The following is a 26977-nucleotide window of genomic DNA, read 5'->3' on the forward strand; positions in this document are numbered from 1 at the left end:
GTCATATTAAAAACTAATAAATTATCCCACACTTCCTTCGAGCGATACTGACAGAAGCTTCTGAGCCTCAACAGCAAACTCCATAGGAAGCTTATTTATAACTTCTTTTGCATATCCGTTCACAATAAGTCCTATGGCATCCTCGGTAGTTATACCTCGCTGGTTACAATAGAACAACTGGTCTTCAGAAATCTTTGATGTAGTGGCTTCGTGCTCTACTATAGCAGTTTCATTATGTACATCCATATATGGGAATGTATGTGCACCGCACTTGCTGCCAAGCAGCAAAGAGTCACACTGGCTATAGTTACGCGCATTATCAGCTCTTTCTGCCACACGTACAAGTCCACGGTATGAGTTCTGGCTCTTACCTGCACTTATACCCTTACTTACGATAGTTGAACGAGTGTTCTTTCCAAGGTGTATCATCTTAGTTCCCGTATCGGCCTGCTGGTAATTGTTTGTTACAGCTACAGAATAGAACTCGGCAGTTGAATTATCACCGGCAAGAATACAGCTTGGATATTTCCATGTGATGGCAGAACCTGTTTCAACCTGTGTCCATGAAAGCTTGCTGTCATTACCTTTACAGATAGCACGTTTTGTTACGAAGTTATAGACACCACCCTTTCCTTCGGCATCTCCCGGATACCAGTTCTGTACGGTAGAGTATTTCACTTCAGCACGATCCATTACTACGATTTCAACAATTGCAGCATGCAACTGGTTTTCATCGCGCATAGGAGCAGTACATCCTTCAAGGTATGAAACATAACTGTCATCATCGGCAACAATCAGTGTCCTTTCAAACTGACCTGTATTGGCAGCATTGATACGGAAATATGTTGAAAGTTCCATAGGGCAACGTACTCCCTTAGGAATATATACGAACGACCCGTCGCTGAAAACAGCTGAATTAAGTGCGGCAAAGAAATTATCACGATAGCCAACAACCGAGCCAAGATATTTCTTCACCAAGTCAGGATGCTCTCTTACAGCCTCACTCATGGAACAGAAGATAATACCCTTCTCCATAAGTGTTTCCTTGAAAGTGGTCTTGACAGACACCGAGTCCATTACGGCATCTACAGCCATACCACTCAATGCCATCTGCTCTTCCAATGGAATACCAAGCTTATTGAATGTTTTCAAGAGTTCCGGATCGACTTCTTCCATAGATTTTGGTCCTTCTTTCTTCTTTGTAGGATCGGCATAATATGATATTGCCTGATAATCAATCTCAGGAATGTCAAGATGTGCCCATGTAGGCATCTCAAGTGTCAGCCAGTGACGGTATGCCTTAAGGCGGAATTCAAGAAGCCACTCAGGTTCACCCTTCTTTTCAGAAATCAGACGAACGACATCCTCATTAAGTCCTTTTTCTATTATATCTGTATGAACATCGGTAGTGAAACCATATTTATATTTCTCCTGCGTCAGTTCCTTTACATATTTATTAGGTTCTTCTTGCATATGTAATTATATTATATCTGTTTGAATAATCTCATTTGTCACATTTTTTAATGTCGGTATAAAGAGACCTGAAAGTTCCTTTACCGGATAATATAACAAAGAAGACTGCTTAACTGTTCGATTTATAAGTTCATCTTTACTGTCAATATATTCTAAAAAGCTTATGGCAAGGCTTACGATGAAGGCATATTTCAACGCTCCGAGCAACGCCCCCAACAATCTGTTTACTATCCCGAGATGGACTATCTCCAAAGCCTTGGTAAGCATGGAAGCCAATATGAGAAACACTACGGGAACCAGTATCCAGATCATAAAAAAAGCTATTACTTGTGCCATTGAAACCGTTGTCCCCAGTTCTACAGCCAACTTCTCTCCCAATTGCGAGAACAAAGCGCGTGCCAGAAGTAATCCAGCTATGAGTCCAACTATGGTAGCAGCCTGTTTTACCGCTCCCTTCATAAATCCAAACACCACCCCAAGGGCTATAATGGCTATAATTATCCAATCCAAAACGCTTAAATTAAAAGGCAAAGCTTCAAGAATCATTACTTTAGATGTTTTTTGAAACAATAAAGATGGAGAGTTTATAAACAAAGAATGAAAAATGAAGAATGAACCTGACAGAAGTGCCTTTTTCATTCCTCACTTTTCACTCTGAAAAACTGTTATTATAGTGTCTGTTTTACTTCTACTTCTTCGTAAGTTTCGATAATGTCACCCACTTTAATATCATTACAGTTAGTGAGGCTGATACCACATTCGAAGTTTGTACCTACTTCCTTGACATCATCCTTGAAGCGTTTCAAGGCATTGATAGAACCTGTAAATACTACAATACCATCGCGGATAAGGCGAGCCTTGTCAGTACGTTTAACCTTACCTGTCTTGACCATAGCTCCGGCAACCTGTCCAACCTTGCTGATATTGAATACTTCGCGAACTTCGATAGTTGCAGTAACCTGTTCTTTCAATGTAGGAGCAAGCATACCTTCCATTGCGGCCTTGACTTCTTCGATAGCGTCATAAATGATAGAATACTTACGTATATCCACACCTTCCTGTTCTGCAAGTTTGGCAGCATTGCTTGAAGGACGTACCTGGAAACCAACGATGATAGCATCGGAAGCAGCAGCCAATGAAACGTCTGATTCTGAGATCTGACCAACTCCCTTATGTATAACATTAACCTGTATCTGTTCTGTTGACAACTTGATAAGTGAGTCGCTCAATGCTTCTACAGAACCGTCAACGTCACCCTTAACGATGATATTAAGTTCATGGAAGTCTCCCAATGCAAGACGACGTCCAACTTCATCAAGAGTAAGCATCTTCTGTGTACGCAATCCCTGTTCACGTGCCAGCTGTTCACGCTTGTTAGCAATTTCACGAGCTTCCTGGTCTGTATCAAATACGTGGAATGTATCACCTGCAGCAGGAGCACCGTTAAGACCAAGTATCAATACTGGTTCTGCAGGACCTGCTTCTTTCATACGCTGGTTACGTTCGTTGAACATAGCCTTAACCTTACCGTATGATGTACCTGCCAATACGATATCACCCACATGCAATGTACCGTTAGACACAAGAACCGTAGCTACATATCCACGTCCCTTATCCAAAGAAGATTCAATGATAGAACCTGTTGCCTTACGGTTAGGATTTGCTTTAAGGTCAAGCATTTCAGCTTCAAGCAATACTTTTTCCAACAAATCTTTAACACCAAGACCTGTCTTTGCAGAGATATCCTGCGACTGGTATTTTCCTCCCCATTCTTCAACAAGGAAGTTCATATTGGCAAGTTCTTCTTTTATCTTGTCTGGATTAGCATTAGGCTTATCCACCTTATTGATTGCAAATACGATAGGTACTCCGGCAGCCATAGCGTGATTGATTGCTTCCTTAGTCTGAGGCATCACGTTATCATCGGCAGCAACGATAATGATTACAACGTCAGTAACCTTAGCACCACGGGCACGCATCGCAGTAAATGCCTCATGTCCCGGAGTATCAAGGAATGTGATACGACGTCCGTCATCCAACTTCACATTATAAGCACCAATGTGCTGAGTGATACCACCTGCTTCACCGGCAATTACATTAGCCTTACGTATATAGTCAAGCAAAGATGTCTTACCGTGGTCAACATGTCCCATCACAGTAACGATTGGAGCACGTGGCTGCAGATCTTCTTCAGCATCGGCTTCTTCTTCAATAGCCTGTGCTACTTCTGCACTTACATATTCTGTTTTGTATCCGAACTCTTCAGCCACCAGATTAATAGTCTCAGCATCAAGACGCTGGTTAATGGAAACCATAATACCAACGCTCATACATGTAGAGATAACCTGAGTAACAGATATATCCATCATGTTGGCAAGCTCATTTGCAGTAACGAACTCTGTAAGTTTAAGCACTTTGCTTTCTTCCATTTCAAGTTCTTCCTGCTCCATCTGACGGTTCTGGATACTTTCACGTTTCTCCTTACGGTATTTAGCAGCTTTATTTTTACCTTTATTTGTAAGACGTGCAAGAGTTTCCTTCACCTGTTTAGCAACATCTTCATCACTAACTTCTTGTTTAACAACAGGTTTCTTGAATTTATCCTTACCAGCATTCTTGCCTCCCCCCTGGTTCTTTCCTGATTTTTCACCTTTAGGATTAGCTCCGTGAGGCTGAGCGGCCTGAGTGCTGTAAATATCTACACGTTCTTTATTTATTCTGTTACGTTTCTTTTTCTTAGACCCGTCATCCTGTCCGCCTTTTTCTGATTTCTCATCACTCTTGCGTATTTCCTTGATAATAGCGTCTTTCATCTGCTTACGCTGTTCCTGACGCATCTTATCCTTTTCTTCCCTTTCCTTACGCTTTTCTTCTTTCGATTTCTTTTTAGGGCGTGTTGACTGGTTAAGTGCAGCCAAGTCTATCTGGCCGACAACATTAATCTTTGATTTAAACTCTGTAGGACGTATTTTAAAGACCTCGTCATCATTTTTCAGGTCATTCACTAATTTTTCAGCTTCTTCTTTTTTTTCTTCCATCGGCTTATTAGTCACTTCGTCTGCATTAGCATCCTTCTGTTTGGTTTCTTTTTCTTCAATTACTACAGGTTTCTGTTCTTGCGGTTCTTCTTTCTTTACAGTTTCAACTACAGGTTCCGCCTTCACTTCCTCCTTAACTATATTTTCAGTCTCTACACTATTGCCAGCTTCGTTCTTGGTAGGTTCCGGCATAGATGGCTTACTTTTCCTTTTATTGAGGCTGTCCAAATCAATCTTACCTATCGGTTTGAATTTTTGACGCACCTCTTCGGCTGCTACAGTCTCCGCTTTGACTACATCATCTGCGATGTCGTCGATAGAAACCGAAGCCTTATTTTTCTCTTTATTCTGGCGTTCTTGAATAATCTTCTCAGATTTAATCTTCAAATCCTTGTCTTTATTGAACTCTTTTACCAGTTCTGCATACTGTTCTTCTGTAATTTTTGTATTAGGATTAGCTTCTACACTGTATCCTTTTTTCTGCAAGAAGTCAACAGCTGTTGCTATCCCTACATTCAAATCTCTTGCTACTTTATTAAGTCTTATCGTCATATCAGTTAAATTAAGGATTAAAAAAAAATAATTAAGGCAGAACAGGCATTCAATAAAATAAAGAATGAACAAGCAAAACCTGCACATTCTTTATTATAAGTTCATTATTATTCAAACTCCGCCTTCAAAATACGCAACACATCATCTACAGTATTCTCCTCAAGGTCAGCTTTTTCAATAAGCATTTCCCTCGGAGCGTTCAATACACCTTTGGCTGTATCGATACCTATGCTCTTAATAGCATTGATAACCCATTCGTCAATTTCATCTTTAAATTCATCAAGATAAATATCATCCTCCATTGCATTTTCATCAAGTTCACGATAGACATCAATGGTATATTCAGTAAGCATACTGGCAAGTTTAATATTCATACCGCCCTTACCTATGGCCAAAGATACTTCTTCAGGCTTCAAATAAACCTCTGCTCGTTTTTCATCTTCATGCATTACGATAGAAGATATCTTTGCAGGGCTTAAAGCACGCTGAATAAACAACTGTATATTTGATGTATAGTTAATAACGTCTATATTCTCATTACGCAATTCACGTACTATACCGTGTATTCTGGAACCTTTTACTCCTACACATGCGCCAACCGGATCTATTCTTTCATCATATGATTCCACTGCAATTTTTGCTCTTTCACCAGGAATTCGGGCAATCTTCTTGATAGTAATGATACCATCATTGATTTCAGGAACTTCCTGTTCGAACAATCTCTGCAAGAAGACTGGAGAAGTACGGCTCAAAATAATCTTTGGATTATTATTTCTATTATCAACTCTTGCTACAACGGCACGGGCTGTTTCACCTTTTCTATAGAAATCTCCAGGTATCTGTTCAGTCTTTGGCAAAAGCAGCTCGTTGCCTTCGTCATCAAGCATTAGGATTTCTTTCTTCCAGATCTGATATACTTCTGCACTGACTACTTTTCCTACCTGTTCTATATATTTATTATACAGACTATCCTTTTCCAATTCAAGTATTTTTGAAGCTAAGGTCTGTCTAAGATTCAAAATAGCTCTACGTCCGAACTTTTCAAAAATGACTTCATCCGTAACTTCTTCTCCCACTTCATAAGAAGCATCTATTTTTCTTGCTTCTGTAAGCGAAATTTGTCTGTTTGGGTTATTGAAATCTTCGTCAGCCACTACCTCACGGTTACGCCAAATTTCAAAATCACCCTTGTCAGGATTAACTATAACATCATAATTCTCATCCGAACCGAACATTTTGGCAATAACACTACGGAACGATTCTTCCAAAACTCCCACCATCGTGGTGCGGTCAATGTTCTTCAGCTCCTTGAACTCCGAAAACGTGTCAATCAAGCTTACAGTTTCCTCTTTCTTGGCCATAATATTATTTGAAGCTAATTAAATATTTTGTGTACTTTATTTCGTCATAAGTGAATGTAATCAACTGATCCACCAATTTTGGGCGCTTACTTCCTTCCGGTTTAATTTTAGTCTGTACTGTAAGAGTGAATTTTGAGTCATCGACATCTGTAAGTACTCCCTTGTACTTTTTACCATCATTTGTCAACACCTCAACTTCTTTTCCTTTATGAATGACATATTGCTGGAGAACTTTAAAAGGCTGCCCAATGCCAGCCGATCCTACCTCCAACTCATAGTCTTCCTCATCCCTGTTGAGATTTGATTCTATGTATCTGCTCAATTCAACACAATCGTCAATCCAAACTCCTTCAGCATGGTCTATTTCAACTACTATCTTGTCATCAGGACTGACAGCTACGTCCACCAGAAAATAATCCTTACCTTCCAGCCACTGTAATACAATACCGGTTACTACGTTTTTATCTATCATTGGTAATATTTTAAGAACAAAAAAGAGGAGCTTTATTGCCCCTCCACCTTTCATCCATATCGCACGCAAAGATATAAATATTATATTGCACTACAAAATATTAATACTTTTTTTATTCATTTACTAGTTCATAATCTTTTATATTCACAAATATTTCACTTATAAATATGGTACTTACCATAGATTTGTAAACCTTATAAAGCCCATATCCCACCTATTATTTTATATAAATGAAATTATAAAGTATTTTTTTACGCAAAATGTTTGCATATTAAAATAAAATGCGTACCTTTGCAACCGCAAACGAGAAATAACGGTGCCATAGCTCAGTTGGTAGAGCAAAGGACTGAAAATCCTTGTGTCCCCGGTTCGATTCCTGGTGGCACCACTTCGAAGAAAAGCAAAAGACAGTAAAATCCTGATTTCCAAGCGAAATCGGGATTTTTTGTTTTCACCCGACACACAAAAAACGGCAAAATATTACCGTTTGAGGTGGAGCAAAAGGTGGAGATAAAAGGTGGAGCAAAAATCTCCACCGAATTAGAGTCTTTCTCACTGATTTGCAATGTTTTGCGTATCAAGAAAACGTGGTCGGTTTCCTACTTTTGTCCAAACTAAAAACTGTAGGAAAAATGAAAAGAAGTTCATTCAATGTGCTTTTCTTCTTGAAGAAGACCAAGCTGCTGAAAAACGGAGAAGCATCCGTTTGTATGCGTATCACTGTAGATGGTACGCGAGTTGAAAACAACATCCGCAAAAGCATTGACCCGTCTCTCTGGAGTCAGGCTAAGGAATCCGCCAGAGGCAAAAGCCGCAAATCATGTGATCTGAATGCCTATATCGAAAATGCAAGAATCAAGTTACATCAGATTTTTTGTGAGCTGGAAGAACAGAACCAGCCTATAACAGCGCGTCTGTTGCAGGAAATATTTTTCGGACAGGACAAAGAACCGGAAGCGGTACGCACTCTCATCGGTACCATGCAGGAGCACAATGATCAATGCCGTGCCTTGGTCGGTAAAGACTACGCCCTGATTACCGTTCGCCGTTATGAAAGCTGCAAGCGCTATCTTGCCGAACTTATCAGACAGAAATACGGAAAGGATGATCTGCCGCTGGTGGAAGTCAACGGTGAGTTGGTACGTGCCTTTGAATTTTATTTGAAGACTGAAAAGGAATGTCAGCAGAATACTGTTATCCGTTATATGAAATGTCTGAAGAAAATTACCAATCTGGCACTGGCCAATGAATGGATAGCCAAAGACCCGTTTATCGGTATCAAGTTCCACGAAAAAGAAGTAATCCGTGAGTTTCTTACCATGGACGAACTGCTGACTATCTACCACAAGGAGTTTCCTTTGGAGCGAATCACCGTAGTCCGTGATGTTTTTATTTTTGCGGCCTTTACCGGCCTGGCTTTCATTGACGTACAACAGCTTTCCCCTGAGCATATCGTAAAAGACAATAACGGAAACCTGTGGATCAGGAAGCCACGTCAGAAAACAAAGAACATGTGTAACATTCCGCTACTGGATATTCCTTTGGAAATCCTGAGAAAATATGCAGATTATCCTGCCTGCAAAAAGAAAGGAGTATTACTGCCTGTTCCCTGCAATCAGAAGATGAACAGTTACCTGAAAGAAATTGCCGACCTGTGTCTGATAAAGAAGAACCTGACTACACACACCGCCCGCCACTCGTACGCCACATCTGTCTGTTTGGCCAATGGGGTAAGCATTGAGAATGTAGCCAAAATGCTTGGTCACTCCAATATCAAGATGACGCAACACTATGCAAGGGTACTCGACAGTTCCATTCTGAAAGATATGAATAATGTAAGGGATATACTTTCAAATTGCCTATAGCCTATGAAAAGAGACATTATCCATATAATGGAGGACGGCAGGATTGTTATTCCTGCTGTCCATCCTGATAAGATTCGTATGGACGAAGCCGAACTTGTCGGCTTGTTCAATGTAGTTGCACCGACTTTAAGGGCTGCGAAAAAAAGAATATATAAACTTGGGATATTGCAAACATTCACCGCAGAACAACGTATTCCGTTAAAAGAGGGGTATCAGGTAGTCTATAACCTGGAAATGATATTTGCGCTTGCCTTTCAGATTAATACTTATCCGGCCCAACAATTACGTGAGTATATAATAAGCAGACTGTTTCAATCAGAAAAGTCAATGATTATCTGCATGATGAATGGTAATCATAAGTCATATCTAAAATGCTGATAAATATTGATTTCACTATTTCATGCGGATAATAAGCCGCAAAATTTGCGGTTAATTATCCGCAAAACCGTATATTTGCAGAAAACAGTGATGCCTATGTATATACATGAACATAAAGAATGGCCTTTCTTTTCGTGGAACAAGGAACTTGTCGGTGAGAAACTGAACAAGGTAAACAAGGCTGTCGGTTATCTGATGGGACGCCTTAGTGTAATCGGTTTTAACGACAAGATGTCTGCCGTAGTTGAATCCATCTCTCATGACATCATTGCATCATCAGAAATTGAAGGAGTGGAATTGAACAATGAGCAGGTACGTTCATCTGTAGCCCGCAAACTCGGAGTACAACTACCGAATCCGACCGAATCCTCACGATATATAGACGGAGTAGTGGAAATGGCACTTGACGCAACCGTCAATTTCAACAGTCCGCTTACCCATGAAAGACTCTTCGGCTGGCACAACTGCCTGTTTCCTACCGGATGGAGCGGTCCGACGAAAATAGATGTAGCCCGATACCGCAGTGGAGATATGAAAGTTATTTCTGGAATGTTCGGCCGGGAAAAGGTACATTATGTAGCTCCTGCTCCTGAAAGAATAGACGAAGAAATGAATCGGTTTTTGGACTGGTTCAATTCAGATTCACATAACGGCTATGTAAAATCGGCGATAGCCCATTTGTGGTTTGTCTGCATCCATCCTTTCGATGACGGAAACGGACGAATCGGACGAGCCATTGCTGATATGGCACTTTCACAGGCCGAAAACTCAAAGATGCGTTTCTTCAGTATCTCCCATCAGATAAACAAGGATAAAAAACAGTATTACGACATGTTGGAGAAAACACAGAAGGGAGATTGCGAGATTACTGAATGGATCATCTGGTATCTTGACTGCCTGCTCCGTTCTGTCGAGCAATCCGACGAAACATTGTCGAAGGTTCTTAACAAGGCTATATTCTGGCAAACCCAAGCCGAAACAGTACTGTCCAAACGACAACGCGAAGTCTTGAATTTATATTTGGACGGTTATCCCGGTAAACTGACGGCTAAGAATTGGGCAAAACGTGTAAAGGTATCATCAGATACAGCAGCACGCGATATAAAAGATCTGGTAGAAAAGGGTATTCTGATACCTCAGCAGGGGCGGGTTCGTGACATATTCTACGGAATCCGGTGCAGTGAGTCTATCCTTGTCATCCCCATGCCGGAAGATGTATAATTGTTCATCATACAAGCATAAAGGCTGTGTGACATGGGTTACCGGTACACAGCCTTTATTTCTTTCTTTTATTTACTACCCATATATGCTTCCCGATAATTCTCCTGAAGCATTTTCTCTATGTCACTCTCCCGATAAAGGATTTTACCTCCCAACTGGTAATAGGATATTCTCCCTTCATTACGATAATCCTGAAGCGTACGTCTGCTCAGTTTTAATTGTGCCGACACTTCCTTATCGGTTAGATAGCGTTCGCCACCCAGTACGGGACGGTTTCTGACCGCCAGATTCTCAATCCCGACCAGCATACGGTCAAGACTTCCCATGATACGGTGTACCCATTCTCTGCTGTCTGTTCTCAGTTCACTCATGTTATTATGGATTTAGTGGTTATTGTTTAACTGTTATATATTACGGCCTCTGTAAAGAGCCTCTTTTCTTCTGTCCTCAACTTTCTTGATGATACCCTGCACATCTTCCGGCTTATAGAATATCTTGTGATTGATTTGAGAAAAAGGCAGGGTACCGTTATCACGGAGTGTCTGCAGGGTACGGGGTGAAATGTTCAGATACCGGCATACGTCCTGATTATCCATCCACTTGTGCAGCGCCCTATCGTTCTCCCGGTTGCAAATTTCCATGACCCGATGCTCAAAGTATTCAAACTTACGTACCAATTCCTCAAACAGTTGTTTTTCTATTCCTACAAATTCCATATCGTTTCCTTTTTTTGTTGATTGATGTTTATTCTTTTTTCGTTGTTTGCGACAAAGAAAAGCCATATATTCTGAAAGGCAATGGTTTCCGCTTAACTGGCAGCATGTGGCGCTGATTATCCTAGTTATGAGGTCACATTCATATCATTTTCTGCAAATATCCCTACATTCAGGGACTCCATCCAACAATGAATTACAGAATAAAAGATCTATGAACCTGATTCAATAAATGTCCATTGCAATGGATAAGGAATGGTTTATTTCCATGTAACCTTACTTCATCACTTTTCCAAGCCATTGATTAGATAAGGAAGCAAAGAAGTGTTCCTTCAATAATTCACAGATATGAATATTTACTACAGTACGACAATACGACATTAAGTCAGTAAATATTCAAGTCAATAAATCAGTAACTGTTTGAATCCCCGGTTCATTGTTTCATCAAACAGGAAAAATACCGCATTCCACACCGATTGCCCTGCATGCAAACTGCAACAGGGTACATTGTTGCCACATCCCAACCAACTGTTTGACTATTGAAAACTTATATTCTTTTTTTGCCAGACAATTCATTCCGAGATATATCGGAACATGGCAAACAAAATGAGAAAATACATGATGAATAGAAACGGAAAAACAGGTCTGTCCCCTCCATAAGATGATACAGACAACGGTATTATTTCTCCCGGATTTATAAGGAGGATATTCAGAGATGCTCAAAATAGCGGGAATCTGGTTTTTAGTGGAGCAAGTTTGTGTTTCGGGCAGACCGAAACCGCTTGCTCCCACTATTGGACGCAGTGAGAGGTTCATCCCGCTGGTCTAATCAGTACATTCATTTTATACAATAGTCAACAGATGGAAAAGAAACAGAATACAGAACGAAACAACAAGGGCGGCCGTCCTCCAAAGAGTACGACCGACAAATTGAAATACCGTGTTACCGTGAAACTGGCGACACCGGATTACTATACACTGAAAAGCAGGGCAAGAAGCGCAGGCATATCGGCAAGCGAATACCTGAGGGAATGTTTCCGTAAGGGATATGTCCGGCAAAGACTTACAGCGGAACATTCCGACTATATCCGTAAACTATGCGGTATGGCGAACAATCTGAACCAGCTGGCTCATAAGGCAAATGCCGGAGGATTCGATACGGCAAAGCTGGAATGCCGTGTACAGGTGGCAAGAATCGAAGAACTGCTGAACCATATCCTGCTATGATTGCGAAGATTGTAAAGGGAAGCGGATTCCGTGAGGTTACCGGCTATATCATTGACAGTAAAAAGAATGCCAGGATTATCGCACATGCCGGCTTGTTCATTGAGGATGTTGCCACAATTACAAAGTCTTTCGAAGCACAGGCCGGTATTAATCCGAAAGTATCCAGACCGGTCGGACACATTGCACTGGGTTTTTCCAAAGAGGATGAAAGCAGGCTGACCAGCCGGATTATGGCAGAAATTGCTCTGGAATACATGGGACGGATGGGCATAAGGAACACACAGTTCTTTATAGTCAGACATTTCGACAAGGAGCATCCCCATATACATATCGCCTACAACCGGATAGACAATGATGGCAGGACCATATCCGACAAAAACGAGCGGTTACGGAGTGCACGCATCTGCAAGGAACTGACCTTGAAATATAGTCTGCATATGGCCAAAGGTAAGGATCATGTCAAGACTGAACGCTTAAGGGAACCGGACAAGACAAAATATGAACTTTACAATCTGCTTAAAACGGAAGTCAGAAAGGCCAGAAACTGGAAGGAGCTGATTGCCGGATTAAGCGAAAAGGGAGTGGATGTACGGTTCAAATACAAGGGGAAATCCGATGAAGTACAGGGTATCGTGTTCATCATGAACGGCTATTCCTTCAGCGGTTCCAAAATTGACAGGCAGTTCAGCTATTCCAAGATAGATGCCGCATTAAAGACACCGTCACATTCGGAAACAGAAAGACAGGTAGTTGTTCAAAGTGAACCGATATGGCAACAAGAATCGCATGGCAGTGAATTGTACAGCGGTTCTTTAGGTCTGTTCACACCGAACCTGCAACCGGAACAACCAGAAGGTTATCCGGACGATTATTTGAGAAAGAAGAAAAAGAAAAAACAACGTAAAATAAGATGGTAAAGTATGGAAAAAGACAATGTATATGTTTTGTTTGAAGAAATCAAGAACAAGATTGAGATGATAAACGGGAAGCTGGAACAGAATACCGGAACACCAACTGGCAGACAGGCAGAAGAAGTAATCCCGACATGCGTAAGGCATATTCACCGGCATAATTTTGACGTCAGGTCAAGCAAAGTATTTTCTCTTTTAGTCGGAATGGGCGTGGTATGCAGCCTGTCCTTATGGGGAAATATCAGACTTTGGCAGTCCAACCGGCAATATGCAGACGATGCCCTGAAGTTCCGTGCCATCCGTTCCTGGAGCGGGTGTACTCCGGAAGATATTCTCTGGTTGAACAAGGTTTTTGACATCCATCGTGACGAGAAGGCCATCGAATGGGTCAGAAAACAGGCCGACGGGTACGAGAACGAGCTGAAAGCTGTTTCCGACAGCCTGATGCAGGAGAAACTTAAATTACAGGTAGAATCTGAATCCGATTGATATGGCCAGTGTGAAAGTAAAATTCAGACCTTCCACCATAGAGGAAAAGGAAGGCACCGTCTATTATCAGATTATCCAAAGCCGTGTAATCCGTCAGTTAAAGACGGATTACCGGATATTTACGGATGAATGGAACGAAGCTGGAAGCTGTATCATTGTCGGTAGTTCGGAACGAAGCAATCTGCTCCTTTCCTTGCAGGAACGCATGGAGTGGGACCTGAAACGGCTGGACATGATTATCCGCCAACTGGATAACCGGAAAGCCGGATATACGGCAGATGATATTGTCGCTTCTTTTCAAAGCAATACAGAGGGACAGTCGCTTTTCAACTTCATGCAGGGCATCATAGCCCGTCTCAAACAGATGGGCAAGATACGCACAGCTGAAAATTATTCCTGTACTCTGAAAAGTTTCATGCAGTTCAGAGGAGACAAGGATATTCTATTGTCTGAAATTGATTCGGATTTGATGCAGCTTTATGAAGCCTACCTTCATGGGAAAGGGGCCGTACGGAATACCAGTTCATTCTACATGCGTATCCTTCGGGCGGTATATAACCGTGCCTTGGAAAAGGGACTGATGGAACAGCGCAATCCTTTCAGGCATGTCTATACGGGAGTGGACAAGACCGTCAAGCGTGCCGTTCCCTTATCCGCCATCAAGCGTATGAAGAATCTGGATCTGTCCTTACAGCCTAATCTGGAATTTGCAAGGGACATGTTCCTGTTCAGCTTCTATACCCGTGGCATGTCGTTCATAGATATGGCTCACCTGAAAAAGAAAGATCTTCAGAACGGATTTTTATCGTATCGCAGACGAAAGACCGGGCAGCAGCTGATCATCAGGTGGGAAAAATGTATGCAGGAGATTGTCGGCAAATACCCGGAAGACAGCCTCAGTCCTTATCTTTTGCCGATATTGAAATATCCTTTTAAGGATATGCACAAGCATTATAGGAATGTCATGTCCGGAATAAACAGATACCTTAAAGAAATAGCCAGACTGGCCGATATATCCGTTCCTCTGAGCATGTACTGTGCCCGTCATTCATGGGCAAGCGCAGCCAAAGGCAAGAACATTCCGATTTCGGTTATCAGTGAAGGAATGGGACATGATTCCGAGGCGACTACACAAATTTATCTGGCCTCATTGGATAACTCCGTAGTGGACAAAGCCAACGCACAAATTCTGAAAAGTCTGTAGGATTGGAGAACGTTTAGCAAAAGCATTCATTTCTTAGACAGAGGGACTCACTCTTGCGCAAAGTTATACATTTTATTGAAAATCCTGCAATTCCGGCCGTTGGATTTTCATCCGGAAGTCATTGAATTTCAACTGTTGTTTAGCAACTCTACATATAATTCATCAGCAAATCAGCCTTATAGCCCGAAATCTCCCTCTGTCTAAGAAAGACGCAGACACCAGGACTTTCTCATCCCCTTTACGCACAGAAAGAAGATGGAGAAAACGACCGGAGAAGCCGACATACAGGAGAACAAGCTGAAAGAACTTTCACCCGACTTACTGAATACCTTGCTCAAAGATCATACAACGAGTAAGGAAGGAAAACAGTGTAATATATTCTGGGCTACTTCCGATTATGAACCGCTCGGCAAAGGTTATGAATACGGGTCACAGATTCTTCCGGAGCTGATAACCGGAGAGAACGGGCATGTGGTCATGCCCCGTGTTCTGAAACACAGGGATACCCAAAGCACACGTTCCCGGGAAATGGCGGAGGTATTTACTCCGTCCTGGATATGTAATGCCCAGAACAACCTTATCGATGAAGCCTGGTTTGGCAGAAAGGATGTATTCAACCATGAAGTGACATCCAAAGACGGTACACATTCATGGGAAATCAATCCTGATAGAATTGCTTTTCCTGAAGGCAGGACATGGAAAGACTATGTACGGGAAAACCGGCTGGAAATCACTTGTGGAGAAGCTCCTTATCTGGTAAGCAGGTATGATACGACTACCGGAACATTCATTCCTGTGGAGAAACGTATCGGTTTGCTTGACCGTAAACTCCGTATTGTCAGTGAGAATACTGCGACAACGCGTGAATGGCTGGAAGCAGCCAAGGATGCTTACAGAAGCATCTATGCCTATGAATGGCAGGGTGACAGTCTTCTTCTTGCCCGTGAAGCCCTTCTCTTATCCTTCATCGAATATTACCGGAACAAGTTCAGTAAAGATCCGCAAATTAAATCCATCAACCATATAGCCTATATCATCTCCTGGAATGTATGGCAGATGGACGGACTGAAAGGTGTTGTTCCGGACAGTTGCGGAGAACGTGTGCGGATGGAACCAAGCCTGTTCGGTACGATTGAAAGACGGGAGCCGTGCGAGGGCTGTCTGAAAAATGACCTGACCAAGCACAACGGAATTTACTGCATTATCAAGGACTGGCGGGCAACGGACAAGGCAACAGGAAAAAAGGGGAAACGAATCCGATTTATCGACCTCATAAATGAAAAAGCATGAGATTCACATCGTCCCTGAAACTAAAACTGATCTATGTGTTCCGTATCAATGATGCGGCGCACCGTGGATGCCTGAAGATTGGCGAGGCAACCTGTGAGGATGAAAACGTGTTCGGTCTGTCTCCTAACAGCAAGGCGCTCAATGAAGCGGCAAGAAAGCGTATCAACCAATATACACAGACGGCAGGCATCGCATACGATCTGCTATATACGGAACTGACCGTTTATAACCGTGGCGGACTCCGTTCATTCAACGACAAAGAGGTACACAATGTCTTGGAACGCTCCGGTATCAAAAAGAAAGTCTTCGATACAGTCAACAAAGCCAATGAATGGTTCATCACCGATCTGGAAACCGTCAAGCGTGCCATTGCGGCTGTCAAGGAAGGCCGGAGCTCCCTTTCATCAGCGGAAGTTACCCGTGAATATTCCCCGATTGTATTCCGGCCGGAACAACAAGAAGCCATCAACAAGACTAAAAAACAGTTCAGAAAAGGTAACCAGATGCTCTGGAACGCAAAGATGCGTTTTGGAAAGACCCTTTCTGCCCTGCAGGTTGTCAAGGATATGGAGTTTCAGCGTACTCTGATTCTGACTCATCGTCCTGTGGTGGATGCCGGATGGTTTGAGGATTTCGGTAAGATATTTTACGACCGCAAGGATTTTGCATACGGTTCCAAGAACAACGGGGAAAGTTACGACAGTCTTGAACGGCAGGCAGAAAGTAACGGATTGCATTATGTCTATTTTGCCTCCATGCAGGATTTGCGTGGTTCTGAACTTGTTGGTGGTAACTTCGACAAAAACAACGAAGTGTTTGCTACCGATTGGGACCTGATTATCGTGGATGAAGCGCACGAAGGCACCCAGACCGAACTAGGTAAAGCAGTTATGGGAGAGCTGGTCAAGGAACAGACCAAAGTATTGCGTCTGTCAGGTACTCCATTCAATCTGTTGGATGATTTCAAGGAAGATGAAATTTATACATGGGACTATGTGATGGAACAGCGGGCCAAGATGAGCTGGGACGAACTACATTTTGGTGATCCCAATCCGTATGCCTCATTGCCTACACTCAATATCTATACCTACGATCTGGGACGGCTGCTCCATGAATTTGTAGATGAGGATGTCGCCTTTAACTTCAGGGAATTTTTTCGGGTCAATGAATCTGGCGGTTTCTGTCATGAAAAAGATGTGCTGGCTTTTCTGAATCTTCTTACCAAGGAGGACAAGGCCAGCCTTTATCCATATGCCAACGAGGAATATCGAAATATTTTCCGCCATACCCTCTGGATGGTGCCCGGCGTGAAGGAAGCACGGGCACTGAGTGCCATGCTACAGACACATCCGGTGTTCCAGCATTTCAAGGTGGTCAATGTAGCCGGTGACGGTGATCAGGACGAGGAGAGCCGTGATGCCCTGGAAGCCGTGGAACAGGCTATCGGAAAAGATCCGGATGCTACACGGACCATTACCCTTTCTTGCGGACGACTGACGACCGGAGTAGGTGTAAAGGCATGGACTGCCGTATTCATGTTGTCCGGTTCCTATAATACAGCTGCATCCAGTTATATGCAGACCATCTTCCGCGTACAGACACCGGCCACCATCAACGGACGGATGAAGGAGCAGTGCTATGTTTTTGATTTTGCTCCTGACCGTACCCTGAAAGTGATTGCCGAAACAGCCAAAATATCGGCCAAAGCCGGAAAGACTTCACAAAGTGACCGTAAGGCTATGGGTGAGTTTATCAATTTCTGTCCCATCATATCCGTTGAAGGCTCACAGATGAACTGCTTTGATGTACCCCGTATGTTGGAACAGTTGAAACGGGTATATGTGGAACGTGTCGTCCGTAACGGGTTTGAAGACAACAGTCTGTATAACGATGAGCTGATGAAACTGGATGATTTGGAACTACAGGAATTCGATGACCTGAAAAAGATTATCGGTCAGACCAAGGCCATGCCCAAGACCAACCAGGTGGACATCAACAGTCAAGGCCTGAACAATGAGGAATACGAGGAAAAGGAGAAGCTGGAAAAGAAACCCAAGAAGGAACTTACGGAGGAAGAACGGAAACGGCTGGAAGAACTGAAAAAGAAGACCAAGAACAGGGAAGCGGCCATTTCCATACTCCGTGGCATCTCAATCCGTATGCCTCTGTTGATTTATGGTGCAGAACTGAGCGATGAGAATCAGGAAATCACGATTGATAATTTCGCCTCACTCATTGACCCGCAGTCATGGGAAGAGTTCATGCCCAAGGGAGTGACCAAGCAGAAATTCAACAGCTTCAAAAAATACTATGATCCGGAAATATTCTGTGCTGCCGGAAAACGAATCCGTGCGATGGCCCGTGCCGCGGACAAACTGAGTATTGAGGAACGAATCGAACGTATTACGGACATTTTCAGCACTTTCCGTAATCCGGACAAGGAAACGGTGCTTACTCCGTGGCGTGTGGTAAACATGCACCTCGGCGACTGTCTGGGAGGCTATAACTTCTATGACGCAGAGTATCAGAATGTGATTTCTGAACCACGGTTTATAGACAAAGGAGAAGTTACCGCAGAAGTTTTCTCCCCTGAATCCCGTATTCTGGAAATCAATTCCAAATCCGGACTTTATCCGCTTTATATGGCATACGGCATTTACCGGGCAAGGGTGAAGGCTTCTCTTTTCGCTGTAGAAACAGTAGAAGAGCAGCAGGCTGTATGGGACAAGGTCATAGCTGAAAACATCTTTGTCATCTGTAAGACTCCAATGGCTAAGAGTATTACAAAACGTACGCTTGCCGGATTCCGTAAAGCTAGAGTAAATACAAGATATTTTGAAGATTTAATCAACCAGATTAAGAACAAGCCGGAAAACTTTATAGCCAAAGTTGCCAAAGGTCATTCTTACTGGAAAGCCATAGACAATAACAATATGAAATTTAATGCGATAGTGGGAAATCCACCATATCAAGAGGTTGTTGATCAGAAAGAAAGTACAAACGGACAAAAGGTTAGCATAAGTATCTTTCAATATTTCCAAACTATCAGTGAAAAGGTAGGGAAATATACAGCTTTAATATATCCAGGCTCTAGGTGGATCCATCGTTCAGGAAAAGGACTTGAAAAATTTGGTTTGGCCCAAATGAATGATCCTCATTTAGCTCTACTTGAATTTTTCCCTTGTTCTAAAGATATATTTAAAGATGTAGCTATTGCTGATGGACTTTCCATTGTACTAAAAAACATGGAAAAGAAAGAATGTGGATTTACATATAAATATTCTGTAGATGGTAAAGTGATTACTATCCAAGCTAACAATCCAGGAAATGATATGTTTTCTCTTAATCCACAAGATAATGAAATTATAAAAAGATTAGATAATGCAATCAAATCATTCGGATGTTTACATGACTCCATACTTCCTCGTAATTTATTCTCTATTGAAAGTGATTTTGTTGAGAAAAATCCTTCTCTCGTAAAAGAATACAATGATGGTGATTATTATAATCCGGAGACAGAGATTAAACTTTTTACTAATGATAAAGCTGGTAAAAGCGGAAGAGCTCGTTGGTATATTGCTAATAAAAATGTTATAACATCGGGAAGTGAATATTTGAATAAATGGAAAGTAATTGTTTCCAGTGCTAATGCTGGAGGACAAAAGCGTAGTAACCAGATAGCTATTGTTGATAATCATAGCGCCTTTGGACGTTCACGTGTGGCGTTAAAAACATTTGCGACAGAAAAAGAAGCTATAAATTTTTTCAAATATGCCACAAGTGAAATAATCCGTTTTGCATTTTTGCTTACAGACGAATCACTTACTTCATTAGCTAAGAAAGTTCCGGACCTATTAACTTATTCAGACGAAAATGGGATTATTGATTATAATAATGATATAAATACTCTACTATATGAATTGTTTCGCATTGACAAAAAGAATCAACAGCATATACGAGAGATACTTGCCTCAAAAGAGTGATATGGCAATTTGTACATAGGGGAACTTAAAAGTGAAGTCCCCCTCTTTCTTTGTTTTTCCGCAAGGTCAACCTAGATTCCTCTTTCGAATATTCAATTCTCAGAGAGATGCCAAATCTTCTGAATCAACCTCTTTACTTAATTCTTGCAAATAGTCGATTTATTTCTATTGATACATATTTTATTATCCACCTAAATGGCGAGATGTATTTCAATCCATTATATTGAACTACCCCGGTTCTTTCTTACATTCATCTGAAGTAAGATCGGAATGTTCATCGGATATCGCCAGACTTGGAATGCGTGGTAAGGCTTGGCGCTGTATGTATAGTGCATAGCGTTCTGTTATGTGTCTTATGAACGGTTGTAAAATACGCGCTTTCTTCTTGTCTTTAACTTCAGAATAAAGTTTTACAGTTATTTCTTGAAATTTAAAACGGTAAAATTTATTATCAATAAGGGGGCCTAAGATCGCTTCATTATTTCGCTCCTTAAAAACGCCATATTTGTGCTCGAATAATACATTTTCCTCATTTTGTCTTAATGCTTCAAATTTAATTAGATAAACCTTGTTGGCATTTGAACATTCAATACAATTCTGTTTTTTACAATCTGTACATTCTTGCTCTTTTCGACCTACACAATCGCATGTTGGTCGAATATTCAAATAATACTTCCCTTTTATTTTATAAATATCACCAGTCATAGAAGACTCTTTACTCGGATTAGCCTCTAATCGTTGAGCTCGAAGAACATTCAACACTTCATCTCTTGTAGATTTTATCTCACCTATTTTGAACAATTGCTCTTTTTCAACAGATATTGGCTGCATTCGCTCAAAGATGTTTTGTGTCAAAACATCTAAAAGTTCATCATTAGGATTGACTGAATCATCTTCTGCCGTTTTCCATATTGCCAACGGCCAATATTTTGTGTTTCCCAACTGCTGGAATGTATGTATCTTCGCTTTTTCTACTGCATTATCCCAAACTTTTAGTACATATATAGATGGCATTTTATCTATCCATGCACTTATCACTTCCATCACTTTTACATTCCCGTCACTAATGATATCAGATTTACTTTTAATAAAAATAGGAGCATTATCAACATCTATACCATTCTTTTTAAGTTGGTTTTTAATATCTTCGACTTCGCTATTGCTAAAGATAAAAATGGGCAAGTAACAATCCTTTAAGATATTTTTTATGAACTGGAGGAGAGATGCTCTGGTGCTTTTCTCTAATTCAGAGGCAAGAGGTATAGGATTCCCATCTTCATCAGATACACTAACTAGTTCCCAATCTAACAAAACAAAGCTAAATTTGGCAATATTAGCACCACTTACGTTGGGTATTTCATTATATTTCACTAAAGGAAATCCTTTAGATTCAATATTCTCAACAATACGAATAATTTTATCACTGCTTTCCATATTGAAAACCTGATCGTCAATTACCATTCCGATACCAGAAAAAAGTTCCTCAATATTCATTGCGTTCTTGTTTTATGAAATTAACAATAAAGTTTGCCCCACTTAAAATTTTGTCTTCTTGCAAGTCTGCTAATTCAATTGAATAGTCGTTGCGCTCCATTAGTTTCCGTGATATATATAAACCTAAACCTCGCCCTTCTTGACCTTTCCCTGAATAAAAAGCATCAAAAATATAAGGTTTATCTTCATCACGAATACCTGGACCATTATCTGAAAAAATTAATTTACAATTATTGCCATCCAATGTAATAATAATGGTTTTATTATTTTTTTCTTCCAACCAATAAATAGCATTATCCAAAAGATTTATCAATAATTGTAAGAGATCTGCATCTGTACATTTTGCCACTAAGGGAGAACCAATAGTATTTATTCTATATTCAATCTTATGCTCAGCTAAAGTTCGCTTGTATATGGTTATAACTTTATCTAAAATATCTTTAACCCTTATTTGACGACGTCTTTGCTTAGATGAAGTGAACAACATCTGTAAATCTTTCATCTGATTTTGAATATATGAAAATATACCATAAAGCTTTTGAAGTTCTGATGTTAAAAAAGAGTGGTCAAAATTTGAATGTAAAGAATCCTCGTATAAGGATCTTAATTCATCAATACCCTTATTTAACATCATCATAATATCATGACTCGCTGTTTCTACCGAAATACCAACAGCCGCTAAAGATTCCGTACGTTCAACTCTACAGCTTAAATATTTATTTTCAGATTTATAAGCATTCTCTAACTGAGTTAATAGAGATAACGCATGCTTGTCATCCTTCAGTTGATTACGAAGATTAGATATTTCTTTACTTACCGCATCTTTACGTATCTTATCAAGTTGTGATTTTTTTTCTTTATCTGCTAAATATGCAGCATAAGCCCCATTACGTATGTATGATAAGAAACTTTGTATTATACAAATAAAATCGGTGGTATAATTCCCCTCCTCAATAAGTCCCTCTCGATTCGTTTTATCTTTCAGATGAGGATTGCCAAATTTAGTTATCTTAATCCTTCCTACAATTTGGTCATTACTTAAAAAATCTCCTGCTCTAACTGTACCACGACGCACCTCTATTTGCAACCAATCATCGTCTGGATCACCATAGGGAAGGACACGTATATTATCGCGTAGTAAATAAATTCTATGCTCTTTGATAATAGACTTTGCTTCCTTAGGCAAATAATATTTAGATGACTCATCTTTTGAATTTAAATCAAAAACATAAAAGTCAAACTCAAAGTCTCCAAAATCAGTAACTTCACGAAAAGCCTTAGTTACCTTATTTTGGAAATGATTTCTAAAAACACTCATACCTCTAAGTCCATCTTCTTTTATGCTCACAGACTTAGTGTGGCCATTTTGCTTATATGTAAACAATCCATTATTCGAGGAATAATGACCATTTGTTATTTGTAATACACTTTGAGTCTCAATTAAATTACGCAATGTAATATCATTAGACTTCTCTTCTTGAGTCCATGGATTATTATTTATATATAATCCAATTGTGAAATTATTCTGTTTCTCATTGGGGCTAATAACCTCATTAAATAAATCTCCAAACCTCAAAAAACTATCTTTGATTGGTTTAAGCTTTGCCAAAGACCATGAACCAGATAGATTTGAAATCTCAATACGAGTTCCATGAATGTTCTCACGTTTATCGAATTTTAAATTATTTATGGTAACATCATGCTCTACAAATACATTAGGAGATTGATTCTCTAATTTAAAATTTAATTCGTCTAAATAGAGTCCTTCATTACCGTCTTTAGCACCATCTATAAAATCACTATCATATGAGTTTAAATCAAAACACAAAGTATATTCTTTACTACTTTCGGATTCTCCTTTTGAATTTAAGATCCAGTTAGCGGGTCTTGTTGTTAAATTTACTGTTTTGCCTAATTTTAGCATGGCGTATCTGCCGATACCTTTCTCACCCTGAATAATACGGTTATATTTAGGAGTTCTCCGTTCAGAACCATCTTTAGAGAATTTATTAGGAGTAGCCGGACTCATCCAGGATTTTTCTATTATTTCTGCTGTCATGCCACATCCATTATCTTCAATAATAATTCGAGATTCTGGAGTGATATTTAAAGACTCCGTGAATCCATCAAAAGAAATTTTAACCCAGTCAGCATCTGCATCATAGGCATTCTTTATCAATTCAATAACTGCTATCTGCTCATTCTTAATTAGTTGATCACCCAACATAGTTAGTAATCGAGCGAATGGTCTTATTGTTAAATTCTTAGCCATATTAATTACATTTTCTAGCAAAAATGACGAACTCTTCTGAATAAACTTTCCTACAACTGCCTTTAACACTGGCAAACTTTCCATTAGTGTCTCTATATGGAGTAAGTATTTTATTAGATATTTTACGTCTATCAACTTCTATGTTTACCATTCCTTCAGCTAACAAACATTCAGTCAGATGCTTTGCATTATCAATTTTTACTCCTTTATATTCTGTATTACCTATAACAAAAAGGCAGGCACCGCCGGGATTCAACATTTCAACAACTTTATGGACGGTTGACTGCATGTCTATGTAATATTGCGCAATAGAACGTGTCTTCCTTTTATCTATTGAATACATCTTAAATACGATATCTTGGCCCACATTATTTAGTCTTTTCAGGTTTTTATCGAACTCTTCTGAATGATATAGACTTCCTATTGTGCCTTCACGAAGTAATCTGAAATCATCAGTATATTCAAGCCAAAGCGTTGATAATTGATGTAAATCAGCATACTCATATGAAGTTACATATGGAGGACTAGTCACAATTAAGTCAACAAATGGTTTATCAATATTAACGTCTAGAATATTAGCTCTTTTAATATCTGCCTTCCCGTATTTTTCATTTATATTTTCCATATTTGCCTTTCGCATCATATTTACTTGATATATATATGAAGAAAGGACATCCTTAGGCTGTTTCTTTGGGTCAATTTGTGGCTTAATTGATTTTGTAAGCCATCGAGAACAAGATTTTAATATATTAGAAAAAGCACACAGAAAGAAATTGCGATATAATTCATCGTCCACAACCAAATATATTGAAGATCGAAGTTTTAATAGATTATCTATATGCTCTTCGTCGAACCAATATTGTATTCGTTCATTTGAATAAATGCGATTACTTTTATCTACATTACAAGTGTTGTAAGCAGCAATTATTTTGTCAAAAAAATCTTGCAATTGTTCATCTTGATATACATTGCTTTTGGTTTCTGCAATTAATGTAGCTACAGGATTTATATCACATCCCCAAAAGTGTTTACCGCTCCTTACCGTTTCAAATGCGACAGTACCACACCCACAAAATATGTCAGCTACAGTCTTAACAGAGATGTTGTTTTCCTCAGCTTTATGAATAGCTTTTGTTGTTATAAATGCAGGAAATTTAGCAGGATATGCATGGATATTATGCATACGCCTTTCCCGTTCGGCTGGCATATTCCATTCTTCCTGTATATCTATCGTATCAAAATTAAGTGTACGATAATTATCAATTGTGACATTCATGACAAATCTTTATATTATTCCTTAGCAATATTAACGCAATCAAGCATACATATACAATATACCTAAAATACGAACAAATATACGGAAAATCCTTCATTCCACAATGTTTATTTGACTCAAATGATAAGATTGCATAAAAAATAACTCTCCAATGTACTATTGTAGGTTGAAAATCATTATCTTTATATGTAATATCTTAGACTATACTATAATAGAGTTTACCTTACCTAACAATGAGCAAAGCAAATTGTAAAATATCTTCTTGCGGCAAAAGCTTGGTCTTTGAAGGAGACTTTGAAATACAATAAGTATTTTTACTCAAGCAATTATATAAAATAATGGTAATTCTTAGCAATTAAAATATCTGCATATTATATTAATATATAATTATGAATCCATCTGAAAATTTAGTTAAAAACAGAAACGATCTTTCACCCTATCTCTTTCATTTTACAAAAGGGGAAGATGCGTATGATAAATTGACAAACATTTTGAATCAATTAAAATTAACTTCTAGTACTCATGATTATATTTGTTTTACAGAGACTCCAATAACGCACTTTAGAGAAAATCTTTTATATATGAACAGTTTCTATAAACCTATGTTATCTTTTTACGGTATAGGTTTTAGAAGAGATTTGTTGATTAAAGACTTTGGAGCCAAATCTGTAATTTATGGTGATAAAATGGACGAAGCAAACCTTAAGAAAATAGATATGGGTTGGAGATTTGAGGAACTAAATGTTCTGACACACGATTTCACCTGGTTGAGAGAATGGAGAATAAGATATGAATTTGATTTTTCCTCAATATCACCAGAAGATATAATTATAATAGCTAAAACAGACGATGAAGTAAGAAGTTTATGCTCTTTGCAGGAACTTGAGGATATAGATTATGAATATGAGCCCGAAATAGGAGAATGTACAATGTGGCCTATGTTTTCAAATCTAAGAGGGTGGAAAGGTATATCTATTGAGCATGTGGAAAAATTAGCTTCAGATAAAGAAGTTGATAGCTATTCTAAATCATTAAAGATTGGTGATTATTTGTAAAAATCGGAATATCATTTAACAGGTATATTCTGCAATTTTCTCCACTTTAATTGAAGTTTCCTATTAGGTGGAGCAAAAACACAAATCATCTTCTTGTATTTCAAAATAAAACGCTACCTTTGTTCTATAATAGGAAATCGACTCCGCAAGACACTGCAAAATACTGCAAGCCTCCGGTGGAGCAATAGCGGGAGATTACTTCTTTAGCTAAAAGATACATCAAAGATATTCAGCCACTTATCGTTAGATTACGATTCCTGGTGGCACCACTTCGAAGAAAGCTAAAAACATTAAAATCCTGATTTCCAAGCGAAATCGGGATTTTTTGTTTTCCCCAGACAAGCAAAAAAATATTGTTTCGATTCAAAATAGGGGATCTACGTAAAAACGGAAGACCATACATCATTACATAAGCATCACTGTTTTTTGCAAATATACGGTTTTGCGGCTTATTATCCGTATGAAACTGCGAAATCAGTATTTCTCAGTATTCTATATATGATTTATTATTACCACATCATACAGACGCATATTAAATTTTTAGATTGGAACAGTCTGCTTATTATGTATTCTCGTAATTTTTTTACCGTAATGACATCTATCGTTTTTTCCGTTGTTCATCCGCAACCTTCGTGCAGAGAAAGTCTAAAGTGTATAAACGCAAAAAACCCCCGAAGTATCTCTACCTCGAGGATCTCTCATA

Annotated in this window: 21 protein-coding genes and 1 tRNA gene; 11 read left to right on the forward strand and 11 right to left on the reverse strand. The window is 39.6% G+C overall.

What is annotated here, in order from left to right; genetic code table 11:
- Nucleotides 1-21: 21 nt before the first annotated feature.
- From sufB to rimP, 5 genes are all read right to left on the reverse strand, one after another.
- The gene (sufB, locus tag NW213_RS08140; protein ID WP_258322437.1) at nt 22-1473 is read right to left on the reverse strand and encodes a Fe-S cluster assembly protein SufB; all 1452 of its coding nucleotides are present in this window, start codon (nt 1471-1473) and stop codon (nt 22-24) included.
- 6 nt (nt 1474-1479) lie between these two features.
- Nucleotides 1480-2019 (reverse strand): CvpA family protein, encoded by a 540-nt coding sequence (locus NW213_RS08145; protein WP_258322452.1) that lies wholly within the window; start codon nt 2017-2019, stop codon nt 1480-1482.
- 122 nt (nt 2020-2141) lie between these two features.
- A complete protein-coding gene (gene infB / locus NW213_RS08150; protein ID WP_204393233.1) occupies nt 2142-5063 on the reverse strand; it encodes a translation initiation factor IF-2 in 2922 nt (973 codons plus the stop codon).
- Between the two features lie 107 nt (nt 5064-5170).
- Nucleotides 5171-6424, reverse strand: a complete 1254-nt coding sequence (gene nusA, locus NW213_RS08155; protein ID WP_154045126.1) for a transcription termination factor NusA — start codon at nt 6422-6424, stop codon at nt 5171-5173.
- 4 nt (nt 6425-6428) lie between these two features.
- On the reverse strand, nt 6429-6896 hold the full coding sequence (rimP, locus tag NW213_RS08160; protein ID WP_258322438.1) for a ribosome assembly cofactor RimP: 468 nt from the start codon (nt 6894-6896) through the stop codon (nt 6429-6431).
- Between the two features lie 315 nt (nt 6897-7211).
- Here rimP and NW213_RS08165 point away from each other — a divergent pair.
- From NW213_RS08165 to NW213_RS08180, 4 genes are all read left to right on the forward strand, one after another.
- A tRNA-Phe gene (locus NW213_RS08165) sits at nt 7212-7284 on the forward strand.
- Nucleotides 7285-7528: 244 nt separating this feature from the next.
- Nucleotides 7529-8761, forward strand: a complete 1233-nt coding sequence (locus NW213_RS08170) for a site-specific integrase (RefSeq protein WP_258322439.1) — start codon at nt 7529-7531, stop codon at nt 8759-8761.
- A gap of 3 nt (nt 8762-8764) precedes the next feature.
- Nucleotides 8765-9139 (forward strand): hypothetical protein, encoded by a 375-nt coding sequence (locus NW213_RS08175; protein ID WP_258322440.1) that lies wholly within the window; start codon nt 8765-8767, stop codon nt 9137-9139.
- Nucleotides 9140-9235: 96 nt separating this feature from the next.
- Complete coding sequence (locus tag NW213_RS08180; RefSeq protein ID WP_258322441.1) at nt 9236-10360, forward strand: Fic family protein; 1125 nt, start codon at nt 9236-9238, stop codon at nt 10358-10360.
- Nucleotides 10361-10428: 68 nt separating this feature from the next.
- Here the strand turns inward: NW213_RS08180 and NW213_RS08185 are convergent, their stop codons facing one another.
- From NW213_RS08185 to NW213_RS08195, 3 genes are all read right to left on the reverse strand, one after another.
- Entirely contained in the window at nt 10429-10731 is a 303-nt protein-coding gene (locus tag NW213_RS08185) for a helix-turn-helix domain-containing protein (RefSeq protein WP_258322442.1), read from the reverse strand.
- Nucleotides 10732-10764: 33 nt separating this feature from the next.
- Nucleotides 10765-11076, reverse strand: coding sequence for a helix-turn-helix domain-containing protein (locus NW213_RS08190; protein ID WP_235328972.1), 312 nt, complete (start codon nt 11074-11076; stop codon nt 10765-10767).
- Nucleotides 11077-11517: 441 nt separating this feature from the next.
- On the reverse strand, nt 11518-11889 hold the full coding sequence (locus NW213_RS08195; protein ID WP_258322443.1) for a hypothetical protein: 372 nt from the start codon (nt 11887-11889) through the stop codon (nt 11518-11520).
- Nucleotides 11890-11934: 45 nt separating this feature from the next.
- Between NW213_RS08195 and NW213_RS08200 the strand changes: the two genes are divergently transcribed.
- From NW213_RS08200 to NW213_RS08225, 6 genes are all read left to right on the forward strand, one after another.
- Nucleotides 11935-12300 (forward strand): MobC family plasmid mobilization relaxosome protein, encoded by a 366-nt coding sequence (locus tag NW213_RS08200; RefSeq protein ID WP_009319097.1) that lies wholly within the window; start codon nt 11935-11937, stop codon nt 12298-12300.
- Entirely contained in the window at nt 12297-13217 is a 921-nt protein-coding gene (locus NW213_RS08205) for a relaxase/mobilization nuclease domain-containing protein (RefSeq protein WP_258322453.1), read from the forward strand. The genes NW213_RS08200 and NW213_RS08205 overlap by 4 nt, the downstream gene beginning before the upstream one ends.
- A gap of 3 nt (nt 13218-13220) precedes the next feature.
- Nucleotides 13221-13700 (forward strand): hypothetical protein, encoded by a 480-nt coding sequence (locus NW213_RS08210; protein ID WP_258322444.1) that lies wholly within the window; start codon nt 13221-13223, stop codon nt 13698-13700.
- Between the two features lies 1 nt (nt 13701).
- Nucleotides 13702-14904 (forward strand): site-specific integrase, encoded by a 1203-nt coding sequence (locus NW213_RS08215; protein ID WP_235328969.1) that lies wholly within the window; start codon nt 13702-13704, stop codon nt 14902-14904.
- A 255-nt stretch (nt 14905-15159) separates the two neighbouring features.
- Nucleotides 15160-16194: a restriction endonuclease subunit M gene (locus NW213_RS08220; protein ID WP_258322445.1), complete on the forward strand. Its 1035-nt coding sequence runs from the start codon at nt 15160-15162 to the stop codon at nt 16192-16194.
- Entirely contained in the window at nt 16191-20177 is a 3987-nt protein-coding gene (locus tag NW213_RS08225) for an Eco57I restriction-modification methylase domain-containing protein (protein ID WP_258322446.1), read from the forward strand. Before NW213_RS08220 ends, NW213_RS08225 begins: the two co-directional genes overlap by 4 nt.
- 228 nt (nt 20178-20405) lie before the next feature.
- Here the strand turns inward: NW213_RS08225 and NW213_RS08230 are convergent, their stop codons facing one another.
- From NW213_RS08230 to NW213_RS08240, 3 genes are read right to left on the reverse strand one after another with little or no spacing between them, the layout of a single operon-like run.
- Complete coding sequence (locus NW213_RS08230) at nt 20406-21671, reverse strand: hypothetical protein (protein WP_235329276.1); 1266 nt, start codon at nt 21669-21671, stop codon at nt 20406-20408.
- Nucleotides 21661-23943: an ATP-binding protein gene (locus NW213_RS08235; RefSeq protein WP_235329278.1), complete on the reverse strand. Its 2283-nt coding sequence runs from the start codon at nt 23941-23943 to the stop codon at nt 21661-21663. The genes NW213_RS08230 and NW213_RS08235 overlap by 11 nt, the downstream gene beginning before the upstream one ends.
- A 1-nt stretch (nt 23944) precedes the next feature.
- On the reverse strand, nt 23945-25219 hold the full coding sequence (locus NW213_RS08240) for a DNA adenine methylase (RefSeq protein ID WP_235329280.1): 1275 nt from the start codon (nt 25217-25219) through the stop codon (nt 23945-23947).
- Nucleotides 25220-25608: 389 nt separating this feature from the next.
- Here NW213_RS08240 and NW213_RS08245 point away from each other — a divergent pair, with 389 nt between their 5' ends.
- Nucleotides 25609-26274, forward strand: coding sequence for a hypothetical protein (locus NW213_RS08245; protein WP_235329282.1), 666 nt, complete (start codon nt 25609-25611; stop codon nt 26272-26274).
- Nucleotides 26275-26977: the final 703 nt, after the last annotated feature.

Origin of the sequence: Bacteroides sp. ET336 (assembly GCF_024733815.1) — a bacterium.
Taxonomy (GTDB): Bacteria; Bacteroidota; Bacteroidia; order Bacteroidales; family Bacteroidaceae; genus Phocaeicola; species Phocaeicola cellulolyticus.